Origin of the sequence: Acaricomes phytoseiuli DSM 14247 (genome assembly GCF_000376245.1) — a bacterium.
GTDB classification, from domain to species: Bacteria; Actinomycetota; Actinomycetes; order Actinomycetales; family Micrococcaceae; genus Renibacterium; species Renibacterium phytoseiuli.
The window spans coordinates 43,638-58,263 of sequence record NZ_AQXM01000062.1; the positions used below are offsets into that span (position 1 = coordinate 43,638).

The following is a 14,626-nucleotide window of genomic DNA, read 5'->3' on the forward strand; positions in this document are numbered from 1 at the left end:
ACTTGGGATAGCACCCCCATGCTCACCCGCGCAGCTTGCGCCCCGCCCGCAGATAGCCTTCGGTGGCAATCCGCTGCATGAGCCGACTAGCGGGCGGGAAGGCCCGCAGGATCCCGAACGCCGGGGTACTGAAAGCCAAGATCCGCAAAGTGACCCGGTCTTCATCGTCGATCTCCACGACGAAGGCTTCTTCGCCGTGCACCGGATGGCCCGGTAGTGTGCCGTAGCCGAAGCCGATGAGCTTTTCACTGCGCTCCGCCCAGACCACCTGGCACGGGATATCGAGCCCCAGCAGCCCCGGGCCCAGGCCGACCCTGCCCCGGACGATGCGCCCGCGCTCCGCGGGGCCGTCCGCGTCAACGCGCATCCCGGAGCCGGACTGCAGCCGCCAGTTCATCACGCCTTCGCCCGCGCGCTCGAAGAGACCACGGCCCACCCCCAGGAACACCTCCCGGTCGGCAAGCCGGTAGCCATCCGGCACGCTCCCCCGCTGCGCCAGGATTTCTCTGCTCAGGAGTTCTCTGCTGAGCCCGGGCGAAGAGTACCTCAGCCGTGATGCGTGAGATTCACTACTCATGCCGCCAATATACCGCAGGAACACAGCACCCTCTCAGCGGCGGAGATGACACTCCCCACGCCAACATGCAACGGTAGGGATATGAGTGAAGCCCCCTGGGATATCGTCTGGCCTCTAGCCGTGCTCCTGGGCACAGCCCTGGGTGCCATCCTGCTGGTCTGGCTGCTACAAGGAATCCTGAGCCGGATCTTCCGCAAAGTCCCCCGGTTCCGCGAGCGGACGGCAGCCCTGAAGATCCCCTTCACCATCATCCTCGCGAGCGTCGCCACGCAAATAACCCTGAACGTGCTGCTCCCCGATTCGCCGTGGATCAGCGCGATGAACTTCCTGATGCCCGTGATCCTGGTGGCCGCGATCACCTGGATGGCCATCGTGGTCCTGAGCATCATCGAAGCGGGCGTGCTCTACCGCTACCGGGGCAAGATCCACGACGCCCGGCGGCTCGCCCGGCTGCGCACCCAGGTCACGCTGCTGCGCCGGGTGGTCACCGCGCTCATCATCACGCTGGCGGTCGCCGCGATCCTGCTGACGATTCCGCAAGTCCGGGCGCTGGGCGCGGGCGTGCTCGCCTCCGCCGGCCTGATCTCGATCGTCGCCGGCCTGGCCGTGCAGTCCTCGCTGAGCAATGTCTTCGCGGGACTGCAACTGGCCTTTACCGATGCAGTAAGGGTTGACGATGTCGTCGTCGTCAACGGCGAGTGGGGCGCGGTGGAAGAGATCACGCTGACCTATGTGGTCGTGACGCTCTACGATGACCGCCGGCTCATCCTGCCCTCCACGTTCTTCACGAGCCAGCCTTTCGAGAACTGGTCCCGCCAGGGCGCCCAGCTGCTGGGCGCGGTGTACCTAGATGTGGACTGGAATGTTCCGATCGAGCCGGTCCGTGAGCACTTGCAGCAGGTGTTGAAAGGCACAGACCTCTGGGATGGCCGCACCGGAAGCCTCGTGGTGACTGACGCGGTCAGCGGTATGGTGCAGTTGCGTGCCCTGGTGAGCGCCCGTGACTCCGGCGAGCTGTGGGATCTGCGCTGCCTGGTCCGGGAGCAGCTGATCGACTTCATCCAGAAGCAGCACCCCGCGGCGATGCCCCGGCAGCGCTGGGAGCCGGTCAGCTGACCGTACCGCGCTGCACCACGGCCTGCCAGCCGAGCGCTTCCCGCTGCGCCCTGGGCAGCGTCGCGACCACTAGATCGTAAGAGTCCTCGACGAGGTCCTTGATGATCTCCTCGGGCAGCTGCCCCACGCAGTCCACGGTATTCCAGTGGTTCTTGTTCATGTGATACCCCGGCGTGATCTCCGGGTGTATCGCCCGGAGCTGCTCGGCGAGCGCGGGCTCGCATTTGAGGTTGACCGTCACGCCCTCGCGGTTCTCCCACAGCAGCGCGAACATCTTGGCGGGCGCGCTGCTCCTGGCCACCGGTGACTGGATCTTGAAAACCGTCGTCTCCGGCCCGAAGGGGTGGTCCGCGAAAGCACCGGGAAGCTCCAGGCACACGGCGCGCAGCTGCTCGAGCTCCATGCAGAACGTTAGCCCACGCCGAGCTTGCCGGCTTCAATCGCGGGGCAGGTGTTCATCACGACATCCAGACCCGCGGCCGCAGCGCGCTCCGCAGCCGCTTCATCGATGACGCCGAGCTGCAGCCAAACCGCCTTAGCACCGATCTCGATCGCCTGATCGACTACCTCGCCCACTCGCTGGGAGTTCACGAAACAATCCACAACGTCCACGCTTCCGGGGATATCCGCCAGCTTGGCGTACCCGATTTCATCGTGCACGTCCTCACCGCGAGGGTTCACCGGCACGATCTGCTGGCCCAGATCCTGTTTCAGGAATCGAGCCACCCCGTAGGCCGGCCGCTCGATATTGGTGGAGAGACCGACCACAGCCCACCGCGCAGGGGTGGTCAGCAGACGGCGGATGACGCCCTCGTTTTGATACGGGTTCTGCTCAGGCTGTGTCATGGTTTCAGCATACGCCCCGAGCTAAGACCGCCCTGAGCCAGGCCCCTCAGCTCGCTGTGACCTCCGGCTCGGCGATCATCCGACGGTTCGCCAGCACCGGCAGGAACTCGCGGACCTCGGCGATCCGCTTGGCGGTCACCTCGGTGCTCACCAGGCCTTCTGGTTCGTCATCCAGGAACACCACCGGGACGCCCATCGGATCCAGGATGGCCGAATGGCCGATGCAGTGCGAGCTAGTCGACCCCGCCGCCGCGATCCAGCAGGTGTTCTCTATCGCCCTGGCCCGGAGCAGGGTCTCCCAGTGATCGATCTTGTGCTCGCCCTTGAACCAGGCCGCGGGTACGCAGATCAGATCCGCGCCGGTTAGCGTCAGCGCCCGGGCAAGCTCTGGGAAGCGCAGATCGTAGCAAGTCATCATGCCCACTTTGAGGTCGCCGATCTGCACCAGGGAGATGCCGCGGTCCCCCGGCATGATGCGCCGCGACTCCTGGTAAGAGAAAGCATCGTAGAGGTGCAGTTTGCGGTAGGTGCCCAGAATGGTGCCGTCGTGCCCTACGGCAACCAGGGTGTTGTAGGGCCGCCCCTCGGTTCCCGGTTCGTAGCCCCCAGCGATGATGGCCACCCCGTGCTCAGCGGCGAGCATGGTCAGCTGCCGCACGAAATCGCTCCAACCGGCTTCGACGGCCGCAGGGAAGTCCCCTTCCACCTGGCCCACTGTGAACATCGCTTCTTCCGGGAAGAGCACCAGCTCGCTCCCGGAGCCCGCAGCCTCCGCGGTCAACCGGGCCATTGCGGCGAGGTTGTCCGCGATCTGCCCGTTCGGCATGAACTGCCCTACGCTGACCTTCATTCCGGCCACCCCCATCGGTTGTCAGCTCCTCCTGTCGGCAGCCGCGCAGCTGCCTCTAAGCACAGAATAGTTCTCTCACCCGCTTAAGCAACAGCTCAGTGAGCTAAACGTGCTATCACGTGGAGAGTCAGTCGATGAGGTCATTGACCACGATGGTCTGATCCCGATCCGGGCCGACTCCGATCGCGGAGAACCTGGCCCCGGACATCTTCTCCAGCGCGAGAACATAGTTCCGGGCGTTCTCCGGCAGATCGTCCAGGGTCTTAGCCCCGGAGATGTCTTCCGTCCAGCCGTCGAAATACTCGAAAACGGGCTTCGCATGGTGGAAATCCGTCTGGGTCATCGGCATCTCATCGTGCCGGACGCCGTCCACATCGTAGGCGACACAAACCGGGATCTTCTCGATTCCGGTGAGCACATCGAGCTTGGTCAAGAAGTAGTCGGTGAATCCGTTGATCCGGGCGGCCTGCCGGGCCAGCACTGCGTCGTACCAGCCGCAGCGGCGGGGCCTGCCGGTGTTCACTCCGTACTCGCCACCGGTCTTCTGCAAGTACTCGCCCATCTCATCGAAGAGCTCAGTGGGGAACGGGCCGGCACCCACCCGGGTGGTGTAAGCCTTGATGATGCCCACGACCCGAGTGATCCGGGTGGGGCCGATGCCGGAGCCCACCGACGCTCCGCCTGCCGTGGGGTTCGATGACGTCACGAACGGGTACGTGCCGTGGTCGACATCCAAAAAGGTCGCCTGACCGCCCTCCATGAGCACGACCTTACCGTCGTCGAGCGCGCGGTTGAGCTCGATGGTCGAGTCGATCACCAGGGGCCTGAGGCGCTCCGCGAAGCCGAGGAAGTACTGAACGACTTCCTCCACTTCGATATCTCGGCGGTTGTAAACCTTGACCAGAAGCTCGTTCTTCTGCCGCAGCGAGCCCTCCACCTTCTGCCGCAGGATGGATTCGTCGAAGACGTCCTGGACCCGGATGCCCAGCCGCGCTACTTTGTCCATATACGTCGGCCCGATGCCCCGGCCCGTGGTCCCGATAGCTCGTTTGCCCAGGAAGCGCTCAGTGACCTTGTCCAGAACCTGGTGATACGGGGCCACAAGGTGGGCGTTGGCCGATACGCGCAGCTTGGAGGTATCCGCACCACGGGCTTCGAGGCCGTCGATCTCCTCGAAAAGGGCCTCCAGGTTGACCACGCAGCCGTTGCCAATCACCGGCACCGCATTGGCGCTCAGGATCCCTGCGGGCAGCAGTTTGAGCTCGTACTTCTCGCCGCCGACCACTACCGTGTGCCCGGCGTTGTTCCCGCCGTTCGGCTTGACCACGTAGTCCACTTTGCCACCCAGCAGATCCGTCGCCTTGCCCTTGCCTTCATCGCCCCACTGGGCACCGATAATCACAATTGCTGGCATGGAACCTCTCCTGGGGCGAGCACCGCGGTGGGAATATCCGAGGCTAATGACTCAGTAAGTTTAGCCGACATGGTTCATATCGCAGATAATTCAACTCGGCAGAGGGACTATGCTTGAATACAAATCTCGACTGCCCGGGGCACGGGCGGCAATACTTTCTGCCTATTTTCTCAAGGGGACGAATGAGCAGCGCAGGCCAGAACACCTTAGGGGTGTTGCCCAGGATGATCCGGCGGGATCCCAGAGAGCCGCATCGCACGGCCAGCCCGCTGGAGCTGTTCTTCGACCTCGTCTTCGTAGTCGCGGTCTCCAAAGCCAGTGCGGGGCTGTTCAGCCTGGAATCCTCGGGGAATTTCGGGATCGGCCTCGCCGGGTACTTCATGGCGTTCTTCGCCATCTGGTGGGCCTGGATGAACTTCACCTGGTTCGCCACTTCCTACGACACCGATGACTGGTTCTACCGCCTGCTGACCGTAGTGCAAATGGGTGGAGCACTGACTCTCGCAGCGGGCATCCCCGGACTCTCCGACCCGGAGCAGCCGGACTTCACGCTCGTGATCACCGGCTACGTCATCATGCGGGTCGCCATGATCACCCAATGGCTGCGCGCTGCAATCAGTGACCCGCAGAGCCGCACCACCGCGCTCTACTACGCCGTCGGCATCGCCATCGCCCAGGTCTACTGGGTGCTCTTCGCCCTCTTCGCACCGGCTTCGATGATGGCGGGGCTGTTCCTGGTGGGCGTCGCACTAGAACTCATGGTGCCGCTGCTCGCCGAACGGAACCAGCCCACCGCATGGCACCGGCACCACATCACGGAGCGGTACGGGCTCTTCACCATCATCGTGCTCGGCGAATCCGTGCTCGCCTCCACGAACGCCGTGATCGAAGCCGCCAAAGAAGCCGCCGAGCAACCGGAGCTGATGGACAACCTGATCCTGGTGGCGGTGACCGGCCTGGTGATCGTGGCCGCGATGTGGTGGATCTATTTCGCACTGCCGCAGCACGAGCTGATCACGAATCTGCGCACCGGCATGGCCTGGGGCTACGGGCATTTCTTCATCTTCGCAGCCGCAGCCGCGGTATCCGCCGGCATCGAAGTGGCCCTGGCCGTGGAGACCCATGCCTCCGGGCTAGAAGCGGCACGGGCCGCAGCCGCACTCTGCGTGCCGGTGGCCCTGTATGTCTTCATGGTCTGGGTACTCATCATCCGCCCCCAGACAAGCGGTGCGGTGAACATCGTGATGCCGGCCATCGCCGTGCTCATCGTGCTGAGCGTCTTCGCACCGTATTCCTTGCAGATCACCGCGGCACTCCTGGTGCTGCTGGTGGTGATGCTGAGCGTCCGCGCGAAAGCCGAAGCCGCAGCACTCGCCACCTGAGAAAACTCGGCGGCAGAAGTCGATAGAGGGCCGGGCCGGCAGCGAACGCTGCCGGCCCGGCCCTCTGTTCATCCGGTTCGCTCCTCCGGCTGAATCAGTCGGCGACAACTAGCGCCCGGGGTGGATCTTGCCCAGCTCGGCCAAGGCCTGCGGGTCGGAGTCATTCAGGAACGCGGAGATACGCTGCGCCTCATCGGCCTCGCTGATGGACCCCGCGGCGAGCCCCAGGGTGTACAAGGCCCGCAGGAAACCGCGATTCGGCTCATGCGACCAGGGAATCGGGCCGACACCGCGCCAGCCATGACGGCGCAGCGCGTCCAGGCCGCGGTGATACCCCGTCCTGGCGTAGGCGTACGCTTCGATGACCCGGCCCTCAGCATAGGCTTCCTCAGCCAGGATCGCCCAGGGCAGTGAGCTGGTCGGGAAAGCGGCAGCGATATCCGCAACCTCCTCCCCCGCGGCGAACCGCATTTCCAACTCCGGCTCCGCGGGCAGTAGCGTGACCGCGGGGCCGGTGGGAATGCTCTGGGCCAGCAGATTCTTCCGGGGCTGCTCAGGAGCTTGCTCCGTCATGATGCTTTCAGCCCTGGCTCTTACCGGCAGAACCCAGCTCCTGGGCCGCCAGCACGATGCGCTCGGCCATTCCGGCCTCTGCCGCGGCGCCCCAGACCCGGGGGTCGTAATCCTTCTTATTGCCCACTTCGCCGTCGATCTTGAGGACACCGTCATACTTGTTGAACATATGGCCGGCCACCGGGCGGGTGAAGGCGTATTGGGTGTCGGTGTCGATGTTCATCTTGATCACCCCGTAGCTCACCGCATCCGCGATCTCCTGCGCGGAGGAACCGGAGCCGCCGTGGAACACCAGGTCGAAGGGCCGGTCTTTACCGAGCTTGGAGCCCACCTGCTGCTGGATCTCCTGGAGGATCTCCGGGCGCAGCTTGACGTTGCCGGGCTTATACACACCGTGCACATTGCCGAAGGTCAGCGCGGTGAGGTAGCGGCCGTTCTCCCCGGAGCCGAGGGCCTCGACCGTGGCCAGGCCGTCTTCCACCGAGGAATAGAGCTTGTCGTTGATCTCGTTGGCGACGCCGTCTTCCTCGCCGCCCACGATGCCGATCTCCACTTCGAGCATCATTTTCGCGGCGGCGGTACGGGCCAGCAGTTCCCTTGCGACGCGCAGGTTCTCTTCAAGGGTCTCCGCGGAACCATCCCACATATGCGAGTTGAACAGTGGGTTGCGGCCTGCTTTGACTTCGGCTTCAGAGGCCTCCAGAAGCGGCAGCACGAAGCCGTCGAGCTTGTCCTTGGGGCAGTGGTCCGTGTGCAGGGCAACTGTCACGGCATAGTTCTTAGCGACCTCCCGGGCGAAAGCGGCGAAGGCGAGCGAACCGGCGACCATGTCCTTGACCTTGGCGCCGGACCAGTAGGCGGCACCGCCGGTGGAGACCTGCAGGATGCCGTCCGAACCGGCATCAGCCAAGCCCTGCAACGCTGCGTTGAGGGTCTGTGATGACGTGACGTTCAGCGCAGGGTAGGCGAATCCGCCCGACTTCGCGCGGTCGATCATATCGGCATACTGTTCCGGTGTGGCGATGGGCATATCTGCTCCTGTCACTTGCGTTGACGGTGTGGCGCACGGCCAGATCTTTCCAGACCATCCTAGCCATGACAGCCGCTGACGCGCTCGGAAGAACATGCCGGGCCGCCGCGAAGCGCCCCGGTGAACTGCTCAGATTATGGCTCAGACTGACTGATCGAAAGCGTGCCTGCGAATCCAAGCGTGCATCGCGATCGCACCCGCTGCGGCGGCATTCATCGAACGAGTGGAGCCGAATTGCGCAATGGAAAGCGTCGCTCGAGCTGCTTGATGCGCTTCGGGGGTCAGCCCGGTGCCCTCCTGGCCGAAGAGCAGCACGCAGCGCCTGGGTAGATCGTAAGTCTCCAAAGGCACCGAATCGGGGAAGTTGTCGATGCCGATCACGGGAAGCTGCTCCGCCGCACTCCAGGCTGAAAATTCTGCAAAATCAGGATGGTGGCGGATGCTCTGGTAGCGGTCAGTCACCATGGCGCCGCGGCGGTTCCACCGTTTTCTGCCGATGATGTGCACTTCCTTCACCAGGAAAGCGTTGGCCGTGCGCACGATGGAGCCGATATTGAGGTCGTGCTGCCAGTTCTCGATCGCGATATGGAATTCATGCCGCCGTTCGGCCAGGGCCGAGACAATGGCCTCGTGCTTCCAATAGCGGAACTCGTCCACCACGTTGCGGCGGTCCCCTCCGGCGAGCAGTTCCTGGTCCCAGTGCTCGCCGGAGGGCCAGGTACCGGGCCAAGGGCCTACCCCGGGAAGCTCTGCGGCTGCAGCGGCCTCCGGGGCAACTCCATCGCGACGGCTCAACGGGTCATGCTCCTCGTCCACCCGTCAACTGTACCGGCAACAGGAGGGCTTGAGGCTGCCGCAGCACCCCCGAGCCCTCCCGGCAGCTCAGCAGTGACAGATCAGAACCCGCCGCAATTATTGATCGACGGCAATCCTGCCGCTCTGGCGGAGAGGAAGCTGAACATCTCCGGCTGGAACCTCACTGCTGCAGCGACATGGGTGGAGGTCAGAGAAGACGCATACTGCACAGTGGCCCCGCCCTGACACCACTGCCGGGCGAAATCGCGAGCCTGCCCCGCGGGAATCACATCGTCCAGCTCGCTCTGCGCGATCAGCACCGGGAACTTCTTCGGTGCCATTCTGCCGATGGTCTGCTCGTCCACGATCTTCCGCAACTCCGGAGTAGAAGCGATGAGCTGGCTCAGCTTCTGGCCGGACTTCGTGTACTTAGACGTGTCCTGGAAAGCCGCTTGCGGGATCTGGGACAGAGTGCACAGCGAATTGTTCTTCGCCAAAGCGGCCATGCCGGCAGCATTCGCGTATTCACTGATGTCGATGTTGTAAGCGTTGGTCACTCCGGAGACCGCGCTCATCAGGAAGGCGTTGTAGAAGCCACCGTCCAGGAATTTGGCGACCGCCCCGAGATCCGCCGGCACCGCCCCGGCATAGGCGCCCAAGACATTCAGCTCAGGTGTGTAACTCGCCGCCAGTTCCGATGCTGCAGCAGTGGCTTCACCACCCTGCGAGTAACCGGCCAGCATCACCGGCGTGCTACTGGATAGCCCAGACAACCCGGTTTTCTGCGCGTCACGGGCAACATCGAGCACCGCATTACCGTAGCCACCCGGGCCATATACGTGGCCTCCGGTGCGGTGCCCACGCCTTCATAATCCGGGATCGCCACCGCGTAGCCCGCGGCTAGCAGACCTTTGATGATGAGCCCTTCATAATCCTCGCCAGTGGCCAGGCGTTTCGATGGCGCGCACTGATCACCATTGCCTTTAGTGCCCGGGGACATCACGACAAGCGGCCGCTGGGTCTTCTTCCAGGGCTGGTTGACGTTGACGCCGAGCCAAGGAGTCCGGGGCATCATCACCGTTCCGGTCACAGCCATCGGCTTGCCCTGGGTATCGGTGCTCTTGTACATGACCCTGCGCACTTCGTCAGGTACGGGCGTGATCTTAAGAGGTTCCAGATAGAAGCTGGAGGGCTCCTGCTTGATCAGCGCTCCGTTCTGGGACGGCAGCTGCTGAGGAATCGTATAAAAATCACCCGCCGCATTCGCGGCGGCCGTGGGCATGAACATTGCGCTGGTGAGTGCGGCGGCGACAGCAGCGCCGACAATGCGGTGTCTAATTTTCATCATCACTCCATCGTTAGATTTTCGCTTAGATTTTCCGCGCTGTAGGTCTGAAACATCGATTTCCTCAGATCCGCATCGTCCGTGATGCGGGTCACATATATAACTTACTCGAGAGTAACTTGGTCTTGGCAAGAGTTTTCAGCTGTGACTCTTTCGAGAACCGATCATCGGCCCGGAATCGGCCATCTAGTCATGTGGAGAGAAGGGCGGATGGAAGCGTCGCGGGCAAGATGGAAGACTGGAGAAATGACCCAGGAGAAAGCACTCAGCCTGCAAGAGAGAATCGACAGCATCGAATGCTGGCTCACCGATATGGACGGCGTTCTGGTCCACGAGCAGCAAGCCGTACCGGGTGCCCAGGAACTCATCGAGCGCTGGGTGGATACCTCGCGGCGCTTCCTGGTACTCACCAATAACTCGATCTACACGCCCCGGGATCTGCAAGCCCGGCTGAAGGCCTCAGGGCTGGAGGTGCCAGAGGAGAACATCTGGACCTCGGCCCTGGCCACCGCGGAGTTCTTGAAGTCCCAGCTGCCGCCCGAGCGCCAGCCCGGGCGAATCTACGTGATCGGCGAGGCCGGGCTGACCACCGCACTGCATGAAGCAGGCTTCATCCTCACAGATCAAGATCCTGACTATGTAGTCCTCGGGGAAACCCGGAACTACTCTTTCGAAGCCATCACCCGGGCGATCCGGCTGATCGGCGATGGCGCGCGCTTCATCGCGACGAACCCCGATGCCACCGGCCCCTCCAAAGAAGGTCCACTACCGGCCACGGGAGCCATCGCCGCGCTGATCACCAAGGCCACCGGCCGGGAACCATATATAGTCGGCAAGCCCAACCCGATGATGTTCCGGTCCGCGATGAATCAGATCCAGGCGCATTCGGAAAGCACCGCGATGATCGGGGACCGGATGGATACGGACATCATCGCGGGGATGGAAGCCGGGCTGCACACCGTACTGGTGCTCAGCGGAATCACTCAACCCGATGATGTGGACTCCTACCCCTTCCGCCCGGATCAGACGCTGGATTCCGTGGCAGACCTCTTGGCTTACCTCAAATGAACCTCACCTGAGCCGAGAATGAACTAGCATCGGATCATCGCAGTAGCCATCAGAGCAGATAGGCAGGTGTCGCATGAACCGTCAGCATAAACACCGGGGGGCCGCTCCCGCACCTGCTGCAGGACGTTCGTTGCTGGTGCTCATCGGGTACCTTCTGCTCTCGGCGCTCGTCGCGACGATCGGGGCAGCAGCGAACCTGCCGCATATCGACGGATGGTACGCAACGGCGGATATCGCGCCGTGGTCGCCGCCCAACTGGGTCTTTGGGCCGGCTTGGACCCTGCTCTACACCCTGATGGCGATCTCCGCCTGGCTCGTCTGGCGCAAGAGGCGCGGCTGGCGGCCGCTATTCGGCCTATACGGCGTGCAGCTATTCCTCAATGCGATCTGGAGTCCGCTGTTCTTCGCCCTCTACCCCTCCTGGGGCACGCCAGCGCTCTGGCTTGCCGCGGTGGTCATCGTGCTGCTGGCAGGGATCCTGGTGCTCCTGATCATGCAGTTCTTCTCGATCAGTCGTTGGGCTGCGATCCTGCTGATTCCTTATCTGCTCTGGGTCGTCTTCGCGAGCAGTCTGAACATATACGCCGCGGCGCATAATTAGCTGCAACCACCCCGCTGAGTGGTCGGTTGTGGCGGCTTAGAGGGGATCTAAGCCGCCACAACCGACCACTCAGCGGGGTGGGCCGGAGTTAATCGAGGCCGAGTTCTGCTTTGGAGAATGCAGCGAGGTAAGGAACCCCTGCCTGCTCTTCGATGAGCGCCTTCGCACCGGTACCCCGATCGACGATGACGGCGACCGCCTGAACTTCACCGCCTGCGGCGCGCACCCCCGCAACGGCTTGCAGCGGGGAAGCCCCGGTCGTCGAGGTGTCTTCGAGCACCACCACCGAGCGTCCGTCAACCGAGGGGCCCTCGACCTGACGGCGCATCCCGTGAGACTTCTGCTCTTTGCGCACCACGAAAGCATCCACCGCTCGGCCTTGAGCCCTGGCCGCATGCATCACCGCAGTGCCCACCGGATCCGCACCCAAAGTGAGCCCTCCTGCCGCCTGGAAATCGATACCGGCCTCATCCAGCATGGACAGCACCACCTCACCCACCAGACCGGAAGCCTCATGGTGCAGAGTGACCCGGCGCAGGTCCACATAGTAATCGGCTTCCACCCCGCTGGAGAGCGTCACCTTGCCGTGTACCACCGCAAGTTCCTTGATGAGCGTCAGTAAGCGTTCCCTGGCATCAGTCATGGCCACCAGTCTATCCAGCTCCGCCAGCCGCAATGATGCACTGCCTGAGCTATTTCTGCGTGACCACTTTCCAGTCGAAGAACTTCATGCTTAGGCTGGAAACATGCGTAAACTCCAAGCTGAGATCCTAGCCGAGATGGGCGTGCGGCCCACTATCGATCCCTCCGAAGAAGTCTCCCGGCGGGTTGATTTCCTGGCTGATTACGCCCGGGCTTCCGGTTCCCCGGGCTTCGTCCTGGGCATCTCCGGCGGCATCGACTCCTCGCTCGCCGGACGCCTGGGCCAGCTTGCCGCGGAGAAGCTGCGCACTGACGGTATCGAAGCGAGCTTCACTGCGGTCCGCCTGCCCTACCAGGTGCAGCACGATGAAGCAGATGCCCAGGCAGCCCTGGAGTTCATCCAGCCGGACCGGATCTGGACCTACAACGTAGCCCCGGGTGTAGACGGCCTGGAGGGCGAATATGAGCAGACCACCGGGAAGGCGCTGAGCGACTTCGGCAAAGGTAATATCAAGGCCCGCACCCGGATGATCGCCCAATACGCCCTGGCCGGGGAGCATCGCCTGCTCGTGATCGGCACGGATCATGCCGCCGAATCGGTGACCGGTTTCTTTACCAAATACGGCGATGGAGGCGCGGACATTCTGCCGCTGTTCACCTTGAACAAAAGGCAGAATCAAGCTTTATTGAGGTACCTAGGCGCGCCGGATCGAATTGTGAATAAAACGCCCACCGCGGATCTGCTGGACGCTCACCCCGGGCGCACCGATGAAGACGAACTAGGGCTCAGCTACTCGGACATCGACGACTACCTGGAAGGCAAGGAAGTCTCCGAAGCTGCCGCAGTGGCCATCGAGACCCGCTACCTCGCCACCCGCCATAAGCGAACGGTTCCGGTCACTCTGCTCGATGACTGGTGGCGGGGCTGAGGCGACCCATCAGAGGGCCGGATCCTGCTGATCGGCCATAGCCTGGTCTGTCATATTCTGTGCCCAGCCCGCATAGCTGCCTTCGAGCTCGACGACATCGAAACCCGCTGACCGCAGCGCGCTCGCCGCTACGGAACTGCGCAAACCGCTCTGGCAGAAGCTGATGATCCTGCCGTCGCGGGGCAGGCTGTCCTGGTTCCAGAGCACCTTCCCCGCACTGAGCTGCACCGCCCCGGGAATGGTCCCCCGGAGGTACTCGGATTTATTACGGACATCGAGCAGCAGCTCGTAATCCGCCTCGGCCAGCTCCTCCGGCGCTACTGTCTCCGGGCGATAGCTGGGCAAGCGCTCCAGATCTTGGACATAGCCGGCCACCCGGTCCACGCCCACGCGAACTGCATGATCCCAGAACTGCTGCGCCTGTTTCTGATCCTCGGCGAAGATCACGAGCTCACGCGAATCCGCGGCGGGGTCGAAAGACCAGGCAGCATGAACCGCAGGGCTGGGTGAAAGCGGGATGTGCAAAGCACCAGGCACCGTCCCCTCCCGGACGTACTGCGGCGCTCTGGTATCCACCAGCACGAAACGGCCGTCATCGAGGCCCGTTTCGACCACTTCGGCAGGAAGCAACGGAACGACCTCTCGCTCACCCAGAACCGCCGGGCCATCGCGGTTCTCAGTCTTCATCCGGGCAAAATAGGCATGAGCATCGGGTTGGCCATCGAGCAGCTCCTCGATGAATCCCCTCTCATCATCCGCGGCGAGGAACTTGCCCCACCAGGCATGGCGGCGCTCATAACCGACCGTGGATGATGGCACCGAACCGAGCGCTTTACCGCAGGCACTCCCCGCGCCGTGCGCCGGATAGATCTGAACGTGATCGGGGAGTGCGAGGAAGACATCGCGCAGACTGCAGAAGATATCCCAGGCACCCTGAATGCGGGTGTTCTTCCCACCGGCCACCTCGTCCAACAGGTCCGGGCGGCCCAGATCGCCGGCGAACACGAAATCCCCCGTGAAGAGATAACCGGGCTCATCCGCGAAGGCGCTGTCCGTGAGCAAGAAGGACATGTGCTCGGGAGTGTGGCCCGGAGTGTGCAGTGCCTGGAGCCTGAGATCACCGATATCGATGACGTCCTGGTCATGGAGACGATGGCCCGGGAAGCCGTACTGCCAGCCTTCGCCGCCTTCATCCGAAAGATAGCTAGTGGCTCCCGTAGCAGCAGCGAGCTCCCGCGTGCCGGACAGGTAATCGGCGTGGATATGGGTTTCGGCGACCGCCTCAATTGTCATTGCCTGGGCCTCGGCCAGGTCCTGATAGACACGGATGTCCCGGCGCGGATCGATGACGATCGCCTTGCCGGTGCCCTGGCATCCGATGAAGTAGCTGGCCTGAGCCAGGTCTGAGTCGTAGATTCGCTCGAGTAACACGCTATTCCTTCTCCCTTCCGATCATGA

The 14,626-nt window shown here is 63.1% G+C and carries 17 protein-coding genes; 5 read left to right on the top strand and 12 right to left on the bottom strand.

Annotated elements, in window-relative coordinates:
• Positions 1 to 22 precede the first annotated feature (22 nt).
• Positions 23 to 577 (bottom strand): DUF1990 domain-containing protein, encoded by a 555-nt coding sequence (locus tag C501_RS13055; RefSeq protein WP_156807718.1) that lies wholly within the window; start codon positions 575 to 577, stop codon positions 23 to 25.
• Positions 578 to 658: 81 nt separating this feature from the next.
• Between C501_RS13055 and C501_RS13060 the strand changes: the two genes are divergently transcribed.
• On the top strand, positions 659 to 1,693 hold the full coding sequence (locus C501_RS13060; protein ID WP_018135378.1) for a mechanosensitive ion channel family protein: 1,035 nt from the start codon (positions 659 to 661) through the stop codon (positions 1,691 to 1,693).
• On the opposite strand, the gene C501_RS0109440 is transcribed toward C501_RS13060, so the two are convergent.
• The 4 genes from C501_RS0109440 to C501_RS0109455 form a co-directional block, all read right to left on the bottom strand.
• On the bottom strand, positions 1,686 to 2,096 hold the full coding sequence (locus tag C501_RS0109440; RefSeq protein WP_018135379.1) for an MmcQ/YjbR family DNA-binding protein: 411 nt from the start codon (positions 2,094 to 2,096) through the stop codon (positions 1,686 to 1,688). The two genes, C501_RS13060 and C501_RS0109440, sit on opposite strands and share 8 nt — an antisense overlap.
• Before the next feature lie 8 nt (positions 2,097 to 2,104).
• The gene (locus C501_RS0109445) at positions 2,105 to 2,539 is read right to left on the bottom strand and encodes a CoA-binding protein (protein WP_018135380.1); all 435 of its coding nucleotides are present in this window, start codon (positions 2,537 to 2,539) and stop codon (positions 2,105 to 2,107) included.
• A 46-nt stretch (positions 2,540 to 2,585) separates the two neighbouring features.
• Entirely contained in the window at positions 2,586 to 3,404 is an 819-nt protein-coding gene (locus C501_RS0109450) for a carbon-nitrogen hydrolase family protein (RefSeq protein WP_018135381.1), read from the bottom strand.
• A gap of 112 nt (positions 3,405 to 3,516) precedes the next feature.
• Complete coding sequence (locus C501_RS0109455) at positions 3,517 to 4,803, bottom strand: adenylosuccinate synthase (RefSeq protein WP_026174793.1); 1,287 nt, start codon at positions 4,801 to 4,803, stop codon at positions 3,517 to 3,519.
• A gap of 182 nt (positions 4,804 to 4,985) precedes the next feature.
• Here C501_RS0109455 and C501_RS0109460 point away from each other — a divergent pair, with 182 nt between their 5' ends.
• Entirely contained in the window at positions 4,986 to 6,185 is a 1,200-nt protein-coding gene (locus C501_RS0109460) for a low temperature requirement protein A (protein ID WP_211206369.1), read from the top strand.
• Between the two features lie 108 nt (positions 6,186 to 6,293).
• Here C501_RS0109460 and C501_RS0109465 read toward each other — a convergent pair whose 3' ends face one another.
• The 5 genes from C501_RS0109465 to C501_RS13620 form a co-directional block, all read right to left on the bottom strand.
• A complete protein-coding gene (locus tag C501_RS0109465; RefSeq protein ID WP_018135384.1) occupies positions 6,294 to 6,758 on the bottom strand; it encodes a DUF3151 domain-containing protein in 465 nt (154 codons plus the stop codon).
• Positions 6,759 to 6,765: 7 nt separating this feature from the next.
• The gene (fbaA, locus tag C501_RS0109470; protein ID WP_018135385.1) at positions 6,766 to 7,788 is read right to left on the bottom strand and encodes a class II fructose-bisphosphate aldolase; all 1,023 of its coding nucleotides are present in this window, start codon (positions 7,786 to 7,788) and stop codon (positions 6,766 to 6,768) included.
• A 141-nt stretch (positions 7,789 to 7,929) separates the two neighbouring features.
• Positions 7,930 to 8,583 carry a TrmH family RNA methyltransferase gene (locus tag C501_RS0109475; protein WP_026174794.1) on the bottom strand — a complete coding sequence of 218 codons (654 nt, stop codon included), beginning with the start codon at positions 8,581 to 8,583 and terminating at the stop codon, positions 7,930 to 7,932.
• A gap of 101 nt (positions 8,584 to 8,684) precedes the next feature.
• A complete protein-coding gene (locus C501_RS13615) occupies positions 8,685 to 9,392 on the bottom strand; it encodes a lipase family protein (RefSeq protein WP_083906597.1) in 708 nt (235 codons plus the stop codon).
• Positions 9,326 to 9,931 (bottom strand): hypothetical protein, encoded by a 606-nt coding sequence (locus tag C501_RS13620; protein ID WP_156807719.1) that lies wholly within the window; start codon positions 9,929 to 9,931, stop codon positions 9,326 to 9,328. Before C501_RS13620 ends, C501_RS13615 begins: the two co-directional genes overlap by 67 nt.
• A 243-nt stretch (positions 9,932 to 10,174) precedes the next feature.
• On the opposite strand from C501_RS13620, the gene C501_RS0109485 reads away from it, so the two are divergent.
• The gene (locus C501_RS0109485; RefSeq protein WP_018135387.1) at positions 10,175 to 10,996 is read left to right on the top strand and encodes an HAD-IIA family hydrolase; all 822 of its coding nucleotides are present in this window, start codon (positions 10,175 to 10,177) and stop codon (positions 10,994 to 10,996) included.
• A 73-nt stretch (positions 10,997 to 11,069) separates the two neighbouring features.
• Positions 11,070 to 11,597 carry a TspO/MBR family protein gene (locus C501_RS0109490; protein WP_083906598.1) on the top strand — a complete coding sequence of 176 codons (528 nt, stop codon included), beginning with the start codon at positions 11,070 to 11,072 and terminating at the stop codon, positions 11,595 to 11,597.
• Positions 11,598 to 11,685: 88 nt separating this feature from the next.
• On the opposite strand, the gene pyrE is transcribed toward C501_RS0109490, so the two are convergent.
• Positions 11,686 to 12,240: an orotate phosphoribosyltransferase gene (pyrE, locus tag C501_RS0109495; RefSeq protein WP_026174796.1), complete on the bottom strand. Its 555-nt coding sequence runs from the start codon at positions 12,238 to 12,240 to the stop codon at positions 11,686 to 11,688.
• Between the two features lie 103 nt (positions 12,241 to 12,343).
• On the opposite strand from pyrE, the gene nadE reads away from it, so the two are divergent.
• Positions 12,344 to 13,168 carry an ammonia-dependent NAD(+) synthetase gene (gene nadE, locus C501_RS0109500; RefSeq protein WP_018135390.1) on the top strand — a complete coding sequence of 275 codons (825 nt, stop codon included), beginning with the start codon at positions 12,344 to 12,346 and terminating at the stop codon, positions 13,166 to 13,168.
• Between the two features lie 9 nt (positions 13,169 to 13,177).
• On the opposite strand, the gene C501_RS0109505 is transcribed toward nadE, so the two are convergent.
• Positions 13,178 to 14,599, bottom strand: a complete 1,422-nt coding sequence (locus C501_RS0109505) for an MBL fold metallo-hydrolase (protein ID WP_018135391.1) — start codon at positions 14,597 to 14,599, stop codon at positions 13,178 to 13,180.
• Positions 14,600 to 14,626: the final 27 nt, after the last annotated feature.

What these genes read in the sequence shown, in the direction of transcription:
- C501_RS13055 (WP_156807718.1), bottom strand. Translation starts at nt 577, where the DNA reads ATGAGTAGTGAATCTCACGCATCACGGCTGAGGTACTCTTCGCCCGGG.
- C501_RS13060 (WP_018135378.1), top strand. Translation starts at nt 659, where the DNA reads ATGAGTGAAGCCCCCTGGGATATCGTCTGGCCTCTAGCCGTGCTCCTG.
- C501_RS0109440 (WP_018135379.1), bottom strand. Translation starts at nt 2,096, where the DNA reads ATGGAGCTCGAGCAGCTGCGCGCCGTGTGCCTGGAGCTTCCCGGTGCT.
- C501_RS0109445 (WP_018135380.1), bottom strand. Translation starts at nt 2,539, where the DNA reads ATGACACAGCCTGAGCAGAACCCGTATCAAAACGAGGGCGTCATCCGC.
- C501_RS0109450 (WP_018135381.1), bottom strand. Translation starts at nt 3,404, where the DNA reads ATGGGGGTGGCCGGAATGAAGGTCAGCGTAGGGCAGTTCATGCCGAAC.
- C501_RS0109455 (WP_026174793.1), bottom strand. Translation starts at nt 4,803, where the DNA reads ATGCCAGCAATTGTGATTATCGGTGCCCAGTGGGGCGATGAAGGCAAG.
- C501_RS0109460 (WP_211206369.1), top strand. Translation starts at nt 4,986, where the DNA reads ATGAGCAGCGCAGGCCAGAACACCTTAGGGGTGTTGCCCAGGATGATC.
- C501_RS0109465 (WP_018135384.1), bottom strand. Translation starts at nt 6,758, where the DNA reads ATGACGGAGCAAGCTCCTGAGCAGCCCCGGAAGAATCTGCTGGCCCAG.
- fbaA (WP_018135385.1), bottom strand. Translation starts at nt 7,788, where the DNA reads ATGCCCATCGCCACACCGGAACAGTATGCCGATATGATCGACCGCGCG.
- C501_RS13620 (WP_156807719.1), bottom strand. Translation starts at nt 9,931, where the DNA reads ATGATGAAAATTAGACACCGCATTGTCGGCGCTGCTGTCGCCGCCGCA.
- C501_RS0109485 (WP_018135387.1), top strand. Translation starts at nt 10,175, where the DNA reads ATGACCCAGGAGAAAGCACTCAGCCTGCAAGAGAGAATCGACAGCATC.
- C501_RS0109490 (WP_083906598.1), top strand. Translation starts at nt 11,070, where the DNA reads ATGAACCGTCAGCATAAACACCGGGGGGCCGCTCCCGCACCTGCTGCA.
- pyrE (WP_026174796.1), bottom strand. Translation starts at nt 12,240, where the DNA reads ATGACTGATGCCAGGGAACGCTTACTGACGCTCATCAAGGAACTTGCG.
- nadE (WP_018135390.1), top strand. Translation starts at nt 12,344, where the DNA reads ATGCGTAAACTCCAAGCTGAGATCCTAGCCGAGATGGGCGTGCGGCCC.